Source organism: Agreia sp. (assembly GCF_964263775.1).
In the GTDB taxonomy this organism is placed as follows: Bacteria; Actinomycetota; Actinomycetes; order Actinomycetales; family Microbacteriaceae; genus Agreia.
In genome coordinates this window covers 1-11,979 of record NZ_CAXVWM010000028.1, presented here as the reverse complement: position 1 = coordinate 11,979, position 11,979 = coordinate 1, and the positions used below count along the sequence as shown (strand labels likewise).

The following is an 11,979-nucleotide window of genomic DNA, read 5'->3' as shown; positions in this document are numbered from 1 at the left end:
GACCCGGGGCAGCGCAGGGGGCTGGAGGTCAGGCGAAGTCGCCCGCCGCGATCGCGTCGGCGTATTTGCGAATGTCGGGGCCCGGCTCGAAGTCGATGAACCGATCCTTCAGCCGGGCGAAGAGCTGCTCGTAGGCCTCGTCAGAAGAGTGGCCGGCCAGCGACGTGCCCAATTCGAGCACCGCCTCCCGCAAGACCTTGTCGCTGTCGTCGAGGATCTTGGCGCGTGCTTCGTCATTCCAGGCGATGTCCGATGAGTGCATGGCGGCAACGCTACGTCGGGCTCTGCCCCCGTGGCGGGGGGATTGCGCGAAGGCTACTTCCGGGGCAGCGCTTGCTCGATGTCGGCCAGCAGGTCGTCGATGCCCTCGATGCCGACCGACAGGCGGATCAGGTTCTCGGGCACCTCGAGCGCGGTTCCCTTCACCGACGCGTGCGTCATCTCCGACGGGTAACCGACGAGCGACTCGACGCCGCCCAGCGACTCGGCCAACGAGAAGAGCTTCGTCGACTCGGCGAAGCGGCGCGCCGCCCGGGGCCCCGCCTTGAAGGTCAGCGACAGCATGCCGCCCGGGCGGCGCATCTGTCGTCTGGCCAGCTCGTAGCCCGGATGCGACTCGAGCCCGGGATAGTAGACGGCGTCGATGGCGGGGTGTCCGACGAGGTACTCCGCAACGCGCTGGGCGTTATCGCTGTGCCGTTCCATGCGCACCGCCAGGGTCTTGATGCCCCGAACCGTGAGCCAGGCATCCATCGGCCCCGACACGGCGCCCGCGGCGAACTGCTGAAAGCGCACCTTCTCGTGCAGTTCTTCGTCGTCGAGCACCAGTGCCCCGCCCAGAACGTCTGAATGCCCGCCCAGGTACTTCGTGGTGGAGTGCACCACCACGTCGGCGCCGTGTAGCAGGGGCTGCTGCAGGTACGGCGACGCGAAGGTGTTGTCGACGACGACGAGGGCGCCTGCCGCGTGGCCGATCTCGGCCAGCTCGGCGATGTCGCTGATCTTCATCAGCGGATTGGACGGCGTCTCGAGCCAGAGCACCTTGGTCTTGCCGGGCAGAATCGCCTTCGCCACGGCCTGCAGGTTCATCATCTCGACCGTGTCGTTCTCGACGCCCCAGCGGCGGAACACGCGATCGATGAGGCGGTGCGTTCCGCCGTAGACGTCGTTGCCGAGCACCACGTGGTCGCGGGGTTCGAGCACGGCGCGCAGCAGGGCATCCTCGGCGGCGAGCCCCGATGAGAACGAAAGACCGTGCGCCGCGCCTTCGAGGTCGGCGAGCAGCGTCTCGAGCGACGATCTCGTGGGATTGCCGCCCCGCGCGTACTCGTAACCGCCGCGAAAACCGCCGATGCCGTCTTGAACGAAGGTCGACGTCTGGTAGATCGGCGGAATGATCGCACCGGTCGTGGGATCGAACTCCTGGCCCGAGTGCACGGCCAGCGTCTCGAACTGCTTCTTCTTCGGGGGCATGTCTTCTCTCAAGTCTTGGGCGGCGCCGATTATTCGAAACCGAGGTGCTATTCGCTGAGGAACGTCAACAGGTCGTGCCTCGTGATCACAGCCACGGGCTTTCCGTCATCGGTCACCAGCAGCGCACCGGCCGCGCCGAGAAAACGGCGCGCCGAGGCGACAGACTCGTGGATGCCGATGAGCGGCAGGGGATCGCCGGCGAAGGCCCCGACATGGTCGGTCATCGCGGCACGGCCCGAGAAGACCTCGTCGAGGAGACCCTGCTCGGTCAGCGACCCGGTGACCTCTCCCATCACGACGGGAGGCTCGGCCGAGAGCATCGGCAGCTGTGAGACCCCGTAGCTGGTCATGATGCGGATCGCGTCACGCACCGTGTCGCCGGGGTGGGCGTGCACGAGGTCGGGCAGCGAGCCGGTCTTGGCCTTCAGGATGTCGCCGACCGTCGACTCGTCGGTGGCGTCGGCGAAACCGTAGCTGCGCATCCACTTGTCGTTGAAGATCTTGCCGAGGTAGCCGCGCCCGCCGTCGGGAAGCAGCACGACGACGACGTCGTCGGGACCGAGCGACGCAGCGGCCTTGAGGGCTGCGGCCACGGCGAGCCCGGAGGAGCCGCCGACGAGAAGACCCTCCTCGCGGGCGAGCCGACGGGTGAGGGCGAACGACTCCGCGTCGCTCGCGGCGATGATCTCGTCGACCACGCTGCCGTCGTAGGCCTCGGGCCAGAAGTCTTCGCCGACGCCCTCGACGAGGTACGGGCGCCCGGTGCCGCCGGAGTACACCGACCCTTCGGGGTCGGCGCCGATGATGGTGACCGCTCCGTCGGAGACCTCCTTGAGGTAGCGCCCCACGCCCGAAATCGTTCCGCCCGTGCCGACCCCGGCGACGAAGTGCGTCACCCGTCCGAGAGTGTCGGCCCAGATCTCAGGCCCCGTCGTCTCGTAGTGGCTCAGCGGCCCGTTGGGGTTCGAGTACTGGTTGGGCTTGAACGCGCCGGGAATCTCCTTCGCGAGACGGTCGGAGACCGAGTAGTAGGAGGTGGGGTCGTCGGGCGCCACCGAGGTGGGCGTCACCACGATCTCTGCGCCATACGCCGTGAGCACATTGCGCTTGTCTTCGCCGACCTTGTCGGGCAGCACGAACACGCAGCGGTAGCCGCGCTGCTGCGCCACCAGGGCCAGCCCGATGCCTGTGTTTCCCGAGGTGGGTTCGACGATCGTGCCGCCCGGGCGCAGCTTGCCCTCGCGCTCGGCGGCGTCGATGATGCGGGTCGCGATGCGGTCTTTCGACGAGCCGCCCGGGTTCAGGTACTCGATCTTCGCGAGGATCGTGGCCTGGATGCCCTCGGTGACGCTGTTGAGTCGAACAAGGGGCGTGTTGCCCACGAGGTCGATGACGGTCTTCGCGTATTTCACCTGTCGAAACTATCACCGACCCCCGTCGGCAGGCCGGGACCGGGCAGCCGCGAGTGACACCCCGGTTCGAGCCGTCAGGCGGCGATGCTGCCCGACGCGGCCCGGGCGGCAGCGACCGCGTCGGCGGCGAGCCTGCGTCGGTTGTCGAGCGTCTCGCCGATTCGGCGAGCGAGCGACGGATGCTTGTGCACCATGTCATCGACGACTGAGCTGGGCACACGAAGCACGGTCACCGGTCGACTGGCGACCGCGACCGTGGAGGTCTTCTGCCTCGTGAGCGCCGCCTGTCCGATGAACTCGCCCCGCTCGACGACGCCGATGCGCAGTCTCCCCTGCTCGTACGGCACCGACAGCTCGACCACACCGCTCAGCACGACACGCACACTGTCGGGAACGACCCCCACCCCCTGCAGTGTCTCTCCGGCACCGTACTGTTCCAGTCGACACGAGGCGGCGATACCGTCGAGGTCCTCCTGCGGCAGCTTCAAGCCCGGGCCTACGAAGCTGAGAGCGTCGATCACGTTCTCGGTGGTGTTCACGGGGTCGGTCGTGTCACCGTCGAGACCGAGGTCGTTGCGTCTTGCCGCGTACCAGAGCCAGGCGAGGAACAAGGAGACGGTCTCTTCTTCGACGGCCGGGCTGGTGACCGGAAGCGCCACCGTGTAGGCGGCGTTTCCCTCGTAGCTGACCGACGGCTTGTCGGCGGGATCGAGGTGGGGAAGCGAGCCGGCGGTCTCTAACAGCGTGCTGAGCACAGCGTGCGGAGCGTCGTCGGTGGTGAACTTCACCGGAACGGAGGCGACGTACACGCCCACCGGCTGGCTGAGGTTCGTGAACGATCCGCCGGCGAGCGACGAGTTCGGCATGATCTGGATGCCGTTGCCCGTGTCGATGTGCACCGAGCGCCAGTTGACCTCGACGACCCGGCCGCGAACGTCGCCCACATCGAGAAAGTCGCCGAGCTTGAACGGCTGCTCGAAGAGCAGCAGCAGGCCCGAGATGATCGAGCCGACGGCATTCTGCAGCGCCAGGCCGATGACGATGGATGTGACGCCCAGCGCCGCGAAGAGACCCCCGACATCCGCCCCCCAGACCCACGAGAACAGGATGGCGAGCCCGACCAGGATGAGCGCGAGACGGGCCAGCGTGACGAAGATCGACGGAAGCCGTTCGCGCCAGCTGCCCTCGCGGGCGTTGCCGAAGAGCGCGACGTTGAATGCCGAGAGCACGAGCAGAATCAGCAGAAAGCCCAGCACCGTGCCGACGATCCGTACCCAGGTGAGGTCGAAGCTCTGCTGCGAGGCGAAGGTGAGCAGGGCGAAGACGGCGGCCACGGGAAGCACGAAGTTGCGCAGCAGGCGCACGGGCTTGGCCGCGGGCGAGTTGCGGCGAAGCAGCGCCGCGTAGACCTCGGTGAGCAGCACGAGCAGCACCGGAAGCCCGATTGCCACACCCAGCGCCCAGCCGAACCAGGGTTCTCTCCAGAGATCTATCATGACCGCGGCACCCCTACGAGATCTGCCAGACCGGCTGGCTGCCGGTCTTCGTGTCGATCGTGCCGACCTGCGTCATGTTCGGCAGCTCGCCCACCTTGTCGCGCACGCGTTCGCTGACGAATACGCCCGGCTTGCCCGCGAGCGCCTGCACCCTGTTGGCGATACTCACCGCGTCGCCCCACATGTCGTAGGCGATCGACGAACGACCCACGAGCCCGCTGGTGACCGTTCCGCTGTCGAGTCCGGCCCGCAGCGTCAGCTCGGCGCCGTGCTGGCCGTTGAACCGCTCGACGATGCGGGTCATCTCGAGGGCGAAGTCGACCGTGCGCCTCGCGCTGTCGACCCGGGGAACGATGAGGCCGCAGCTGGCGAGGTAGCCCTCGCGCAGGGTGCGCACCTTCTCGATTCCCTTCGCGGCCGCAGCCTCGTCGAACTGGCGCATGAGGTCGTTGAGCAGGGCCAATTCCTGTTCGGCCGACAGGCCCGCCGAGAAGTCGTCGAAGCCCACGAGGTCGGCGAACAGCACCGAGACGTCGTGGTGGTCCTCGGCGATCGTCTCCTCGCCCTCACGGTAGCGGCGTGCCACCGATTCGGGCATCAGCGTGTGCAGAATCTTGTCGTTCTCTGCCTGCTGCTCGTCGATGAGGGCCTGCTTGATCTGCAGGGTGCGGCTCATGTCGTTGAAGGCGAGCGAGAGATCCCCGAACTCGTCGCGCGTGTTCGCGGCGACCTCGACGCCGAGGTCTCCCCCCGCGACCTGCCGCACGGCCGTCACGAGTCTGCGCACCGGTCTGGCGAACACCTGGGCGAGCAGCAGTGACAGCAGTGCCACCACCACGAGCAGCGCGGCGATCGACAGCACGAGGTTGCGAGTGAAGTCGGCGATGGGGGCGAACGCCTCGGCCGACGTGATACTGGCGACGATCACCCACTGCTGGCCCGAGATGTCGAGCGGGCCGTAGGCGGCGAGCGTCTCTCTGCCGAGGTAGCTGTCGGCGACCATGACACCGGTCTTGCCCTGTTGCGCCTCCCGCACGGGCTCCGTGTCTACCGTCTGCAGTTCGACGGTTCCCTTCACGTCGACGATTCGCTGTGCCACCTCGGGTGGCAATCCACCCGAGACGGCTCGTTCCTCGTAGGCATCCGGGTCGTCGATCAACAGCCTCGAGACCGAGCGCATCGTGTCGTCGGGACCGACGATGTACGACTCGCCCGTCTCCCCCAGGCCGTCCCTTTTCCACTGCTGGTCGCCCGTCATCACGGCGTTGATGGCCGTGATGGGCAGTTGCACGGCCAGCACGCCGACCACGTTGCCATCCTGCCCGATCGGCGAGACGCCCCACGCGGTCGGCACTCCCAGGCTCGGCTGATAGCGCTCGAAGTCGGTGATCTGCGAGTAGTCGACGACGTTCGAATTGAGCGCTGACTCGTAGGCGGTGGCGAGGATGCCGCCCTTGTAGGGCCCGGTCAGCACGTTCGAGCCGAGATCCACTCCTTTGTACACGGAGTAGACGATATTGCCCTGGGTGTCGAGGATCAGCGTGTCCTCGAACTGGTAGAGCTCCGTCAGCTCGCGGAAGTACGGGTTGTACTCCTCGTTCACGGCCGACCACGCGCTGCCATCGCCCGCGTTGTCGACGGCGGCGGCGGCGTCGAAGTCACCGTTCGGCGGCACTGTGTAGTGGTTCTGCAGGTACGTCTGCGCGCTCGTCTGGGGCACGAACACGTCGGAGACGCTCGTCGTTCCGGCGCGCGCATTCAGGTCGGGAATGAACGTGTTGTCGTAGTAGGCGTCGACCGCGGCCGTCTGCGCCGGGTCGGTCGGCTGCGCCTCGAGCTGGGCGAACGCCGCGGCGAACTCGGAGGCCGCCTGGTTGCCCGTCGCCCCCGCCGAATCGAGGACCAGGCCGGATTCGATGGTGGTGAACAGCGACTCGATAGCGTCGGACTTCGCCTCGCGGAGGTTCGTCATCCGGTCGAATTCGGCCTGGCGCAGGCTCTCAGTGCCGGATACATAGCCGATGTAGCCCACGACGAGGGTCGATCCGACGCTCACCGCGAGCAGCATGATCAACAGCTTCGACTGGATGCTCAGGCCCGGTCGCGAGATCGCACCACGCACCGAGGTGCCGAGCCGCCCGGCCCGACCCCTGCTCGCCTTGACAGAAGAGACGCCTGACATCGATCCCCGCTTCGAATCCCCGTGCGGCTCCCAAAGTGGCCGCGCACCTACCGAGTGATTCTAGTTCACAGCAGCCCCTCGGCTCCTACGATGAGAGTTCGCGTTGCTGCGAGTACAGCGTCGAGTACACGCCACCCGCGGCGATGAGCTCGGCGTGCGTTCCCCGCTCGACGACCTCGCCCTCGTCGATCACGAAGATCACGTCGGCCGCGAGTACCGTCGACAGCCGGTGGGCGATCGCGATGGTCGTGCGACCGCGGGACGCCGTGTCGAGCGCGGCCTGCACCACCCGTTCCGAGATGGTGTCGAGGGCGCTCGTCGCCTCGTCGAGAATCAGCACGGCCGGGTCTTTCAGCAGCACGCGGGCGATGGCGATGCGCTGTTTCTCGCCACCCGACAGCCGGTAGCCGCGCTCCCCGACCACCGTGTCGTAGCCGGCGGGAAAGCTCATCACCCTGTCGTGGATATTCGCCTGGCGCGCCGCGTCCTCGATCTCGGCCTGCTTCGCATCCGGTTTCGCATAGCGCAGGTTCTCACCGATGGTGGCGTGAAAGAGGTAGGTCTCCTGACTGACGATTCCGAGGTTCGCCACGAGGGAGTCCTGGCTGAGTTCGCGCACGTCGGTGTCGGCGAAGCGCACCGTGCCATCGGTGGCCTCGTAGAACCGGGGAACCAGATACGACACCGTGGTCTTGCCTGCGCCCGACGGGCCGACGAATGCCGCGAACTGCCCCGGCTCGATCACGAACGACACCCCGTTCAGCGTCGGGCGCGAGTCGAGATCGGCATCCGGGTAGCGAAACACGACCTCGTCGAATTCGACGCGACCGAGGGATGCCTTCTCCACCGACCGCGCGTCGGGCGCGTCGGCAATGGCCGGCGTCAAGTCGAGGTATTCGAAGATGCGGGCGAACAACGCGCTCGAGGTCTGCAGGTCGAGCGCAACCCGCATGAGCCCGAGCAGGGGAAAGAGCAGTCGAGCCTGCACGGTGGTGAACGCCACGACGGTTCCCGCCGTGATGTCGGGGGCTCCCCCGACCAGTAGCCAGCCGGCCACGAGATACACGATGGCAGGAATGGACGACAAGAAGATGTTGACCATGGCGAAGAACCACTGGCCGCTCATCTGCTGGCTCACCTGCAGTCGCACCTGGGTCGCGTTCTCGCCGGCGTAGCGACCGATCTCGGTCTGCTGCCGGTTGAAGCTCTTCGACAGCAGGATGCCCGACACGCTCAAGGTCTCCTGGGTGATCGCCGTCATGTCCGAGAGCGATTCCTGGGTCTTGGTCGCGATGCGGGCGCGCACCTGGCCCACCCGGCGCTGAGCGAGAACCAGAATGGGCATGAGTACGAGCGCCACGATGGTCAGCTGCCAATTCAGCAACACCATGGCCACGACCGCGGCGATGAGGGTGACCGTGTTGCCGAGGATCGACGAGATCGTGTTCGTGAGAACGCCGGCCACGCCCCCCACGTCGTTCTGCAGTCGGGACTGGATGACACCGGTCTTCGTCTTCGTGAAGAAGCTGAGTTCCATGGCCTCGAGGTGGGTGAACAGGCGAACTCGCAGGGCCCCCATCACGCTGTTGCCGACCCTGGCCGTGAGGTAGGTCTGCCAGACGCCCAAGAGGCTCGACACGATGTAGATCACGATCATCAGCACGACGATCTCGATCAGCACCGGCAGGTTCGGGCCCTGGATGATCGACCCCGCGTCGCCATCGCCGGCGCCTGAGCCCGTCGAAGGAAAGAGCCCGTCGTCGAACGCGCGCTGGGTGAGGAGGGGTGGGATCACTGTGAGGCCCGCCCCGAGCAGCACGAGCACGATCGTGCCGATGATCGCACGCCGGTAGGGCGAGAAGAGCGAGAGGATGCGACTCAGCAGCTGGTCGATCTTCGGGGCGTCTTTGTTGAGCTCTTTCTGCAGATCGGCGTCGCCGCCGCTCACGCCGCCTCGGCGGCCACCGCCGCCCCCTCGCATACTCATCTGATCAACCTACTCGCCGAACGACGCACGAAGGCCCGCCGGTGTGCGACACCGGCGGGCCTTCGTCGTCGACGTCGCTTAGCCTTTCGTGGCTCCGGCGAGCAGGCCTCGAACGAAGAAGCGCTGCAGCGAGAAGAACACGACGAGCGACACGATGATCGAGATGAACGCCCCGGCCGACTGCAAGAACCATTGGTTGCCCCACGTGCCCGACAGCGAGTTCAGCGTCTGGGTGAGAGGCAGCGAGGTCGACGGCGCGAAGATCGTCGCCACCAGCAGGTCGTTCCACACCCACAGGAACTGGAAGATGGCGAACGATGCGATGGCCGGCGTCGCCAGCGGAAGCACGATACGGAAGAAGATCTGCCCGTGTCCGGCTCCGTCGACGCGAGCGGCCTCTATGACCTCGCCCGGAATCTCCGAGATGAAGTTGTGCAGCATGAAGATGGCCAGCGGCAGGGCGAAGATCGCGTGGGCGATCCAGACCGTCGCGAAGCTGTGCTCTGCGTCACGCAGCTCGAATCCGGGGAAGATTCCGACTCCGTTGACCGTGAGGCCTTTCGAGAAGAGGCTCAGCAGCGGAACGAGCGCCATTTGGATGGGCACGATCTGCAGCGCGAAGACGCCGACGAAGACGATGTTCTTGAACTTGAAATCGATCCATGCGAAGGCGTATGCCGCGAGTGATGCGATGACGAGAGGAAACACGGTGGCCGGAATCGTGATTCCCAGCGAGTTGATGAACGACTGGCCCAGGGTGAGCGCCGTTCCCCCCGAATTCAGCGCCTGCGAGTAGTTGTCGAGCGTGAACGACGGATTGACGAACACGGTCCACCAGCCACTGGACTGCGTGTCGGCGCCAGGACGGAACGAGGTGACGAAGAGCCCGAAGGTCGGGATGGTCCAGATCACGGCGATGATGATGGCCGCGATCGTGGCGCCCCGCGAGGTGAGGCGCTTCTGCGCCATCTTCTCGCTCTTCTGGGTAGCCCGCGCGACCTCACGCTTCGACCGGGTGTCGACGAGAGTGTCGGTGGTCATCGGATCTCCCTCTGCTTCCTCATTTGATTGGCGTTGTAGATGATCAGCGGAAGCACGAACAGGAACAGCACGACGGCGAGGGCCGCCGAGTGTCCGTAGCTCTGGAAGCGCTGCTGCTGGTTGACCATCTCGAAGCCCAGCACGGTCGTGTTGGCGCGACCACCGGTCATGACGGCGACGATGTCGTACACCTTGAGGGAGCCGATGGCGATGGTCGTGAGAACCACGATCAGCGACGAGCGGATGCCGGGGACGGTCACGTTGCGGAACCGCTGCCAGGCGTTGGTTCCGTCGAGCTCGGCGGCCTCCATCTGCTCGGTCGGCACGCCCTTGATGGCCGCAGACAGGATCACCATGGCGAATCCGGTCTGGGTCCAGATGAAGACGACGAGCAGAAGCAGCGTGTTGATGAGCGGCTGTGCGTCGAGCCAGGACACCGGCTGGCCGCCGAACGTCGTGACGATGGCGTTGAGCAGGCCGACCTGCTCGCCCTGGCGGTTGTCGTAGATGAACTTCCAGATGATTCCGGCGCCGACGAACGAGATGGCCATCGGCATGAACACCAGCGATTTGAGGTACTTCTCGCCGCGCGCCTTGTCGATGAAGACGGCATACGCGAGTCCGATGATCGTGGAGAACACCGGAGCGACGAGCACCCAGATCAATGTGTTGACGACCGACCAGAATCCTTCGGGATTCGTGAAGACCCAGAAGTAGTTGTCGAGCCCCACGAAGGTGGTGGTCGTCTTGTCGAAGAACGACTGGTAGATCGTGGCGACGGTCGGGTAGATCAGGCCGATGGCGAGCAGCAGCACCGCGGGAGCCATGAACGTGACGAGCTGAAAGAGATAGCCCGCCCCCTGCCTCGACCGGTAGTCGGCGAAGAAGAGCAGCGCTCCGACGACGAGCGCGATGGCCAGCACCCAGATGAGCGCGTTCTGGTAGGGGCGAAGCAGCATGAACGCCAGCACCGGAATGACGAAGCACGCGGCGAGCCGGAGCCAGAAGTAGAAGTTGCCCGCTCGCGGCGCGTATTCGATGAGCACGAGGATCAGGGCGATCACGAGGCCGAAGATCACGATGATGATGGGAATCTGAACCAGCGGGTTCAGATTTCCCATCCAGCGGAAGAGGCTGTTCAGCGAGAATCCGAGCGAGACGGGTTTGGCGTCGTCGTTCGGCGGAGACGTGATCAGCAGCACGAATACGACGGCCAGAATGACCGCGGCCCCGGCGACGACCAGCTTGGTCGCGCGAGCCGATGGTGGTCGCTTCGGTGACTCGTACGGCTGCGGTGGTACAGCTGACACCGGAGGCGTCTTGGTTCGTGTGTCGGACATGTTTACCCTTTCGAGTACGACGGTGGACTCTTGGATTGGCCAACAGTAGCGCTAAAAGAAAGTGCGCATCGACCCCGTGGTCATGAGGTCGGAGAGGGGGGCCGCTCCTGTGAGAGAGCGGCCCCCACGGGGCGTCGGGCGGGCCTGCCCGACAGAGGGTCAGACGTTAGTTCTCGTATCCGGCCTGGATGTCGCTGAGCACCGTGTCGGTGTCCTTGCCGTCGATCCAGTTGACCATTCCCTTCCAGAACGAGCCGGCACCGACGGTCGACGGCATCAGGTCTGATCCGTCGAAACGAACGGTCGTGTTCGGGTCCTGGAGGAGCTTCATGGCGTCTTGGAGGAGCGGGCTGGATGCCTTGGAGGGATCGGCGTTGAGGTTGGCCGAGATGTTTCCGCCGAGACCGACACGGATGTCGGCCCACTCGGGGGTGGCCATGTAGGCGGTGACGGCCTTGACAGCCTCGGAGTCGGTGAAGGGCGTCACGAACTCGCCGCCGACCTCGATGTTGGCCGCGCCGGCCTCGATGCCCGGGAGCACGAATCCGTAGACGTCTCCGTCGGGAGCGACTGTGGGGGTCTCGCCCGCAGCGGTCTTGACGTCGAGGAAGTTGGCCGAGAGGAACGATGCCTGGTGGGTCAGCGGGCAGCTGCCGTCGGCGACCTTGGCCGCAACGTCACCGAACGCGGTGGAGTTGATGCTCTTGACGTCTCCGTAGCCGGCGTTGACATAGGCCGGGTTCAGCAGGATCTCGCCGACGGAGTCGAAGGCCTCTTTGATGTCGGGGTCGGTGAACTTGGTGTCTCCGGCAACCCAGCTGTCGTAGACATCCGGGCCCGACTGGCGAAGAACGAGGTCCTCGATCCAGTCGGTTCCGGGCCAGCCCGACGCGGCGTCGGAGGCGAAGCCGGCACACCACGGTGCGGCTCCGGTCTTCTCCTGGATGGTCTTGGTGAGCGCGAGCGTCTCGTCCCACGTGGTGGGAACGGTGACGCCCCACTCGTCGAACTGTGCGGGCGAGTACCAGACGTAGCCCTTGATGCTCGC

The 11,979-nt window shown here is 65.8% G+C and carries 9 protein-coding genes; all 9 read right to left on the bottom strand.

Features of this window, described 5'->3' with window-relative positions:
• Positions 1–28: 28 nt before the first annotated feature.
• The gene (locus tag ACE5CZ_RS02670; RefSeq protein WP_374945817.1) at positions 29–262 is read right to left on the bottom strand and encodes a hypothetical protein; all 234 of its coding nucleotides are present in this window, start codon (positions 260–262) and stop codon (positions 29–31) included.
• Positions 263–315: 53 nt separating this feature from the next.
• Positions 316–1,473: a cystathionine gamma-synthase gene (locus ACE5CZ_RS02665; RefSeq protein ID WP_374945816.1), complete on the bottom strand. Its 1,158-nt coding sequence runs from the start codon at positions 1,471–1,473 to the stop codon at positions 316–318.
• 47 nt (positions 1,474–1,520) lie between these two features.
• Positions 1,521–2,885 carry a cystathionine beta-synthase gene (locus tag ACE5CZ_RS02660; RefSeq protein WP_374945815.1) on the bottom strand — a complete coding sequence of 455 codons (1,365 nt, stop codon included), beginning with the start codon at positions 2,883–2,885 and terminating at the stop codon, positions 1,521–1,523.
• A 74-nt stretch (positions 2,886–2,959) separates the two neighbouring features.
• Positions 2,960–4,381 (bottom strand): mechanosensitive ion channel domain-containing protein, encoded by a 1,422-nt coding sequence (locus tag ACE5CZ_RS02655; RefSeq protein WP_374945814.1) that lies wholly within the window; start codon positions 4,379–4,381, stop codon positions 2,960–2,962.
• Positions 4,382–4,394: 13 nt separating this feature from the next.
• Positions 4,395–6,563 (bottom strand): adenylate/guanylate cyclase domain-containing protein, encoded by a 2,169-nt coding sequence (locus ACE5CZ_RS02650; RefSeq protein ID WP_374945813.1) that lies wholly within the window; start codon positions 6,561–6,563, stop codon positions 4,395–4,397.
• 85 nt (positions 6,564–6,648) lie between these two features.
• Positions 6,649–8,544, bottom strand: coding sequence for an ABC transporter ATP-binding protein (locus ACE5CZ_RS02645; RefSeq protein WP_374945818.1), 1,896 nt, complete (start codon positions 8,542–8,544; stop codon positions 6,649–6,651).
• An 84-nt stretch (positions 8,545–8,628) separates the two neighbouring features.
• Complete coding sequence (locus ACE5CZ_RS02640) at positions 8,629–9,591, bottom strand: carbohydrate ABC transporter permease (RefSeq protein WP_374945812.1); 963 nt, start codon at positions 9,589–9,591, stop codon at positions 8,629–8,631.
• Positions 9,588–10,931 (bottom strand): carbohydrate ABC transporter permease, encoded by a 1,344-nt coding sequence (locus tag ACE5CZ_RS02635; RefSeq protein ID WP_374945811.1) that lies wholly within the window; start codon positions 10,929–10,931, stop codon positions 9,588–9,590. Before ACE5CZ_RS02635 ends, ACE5CZ_RS02640 begins: the two co-directional genes overlap by 4 nt.
• 166 nt (positions 10,932–11,097) lie before the next feature.
• Positions 11,098–11,979, bottom strand: an 882-nt coding sequence (locus ACE5CZ_RS02630; protein WP_374945810.1) for an extracellular solute-binding protein, incomplete at its 5' end; no start/stop codon positions are given.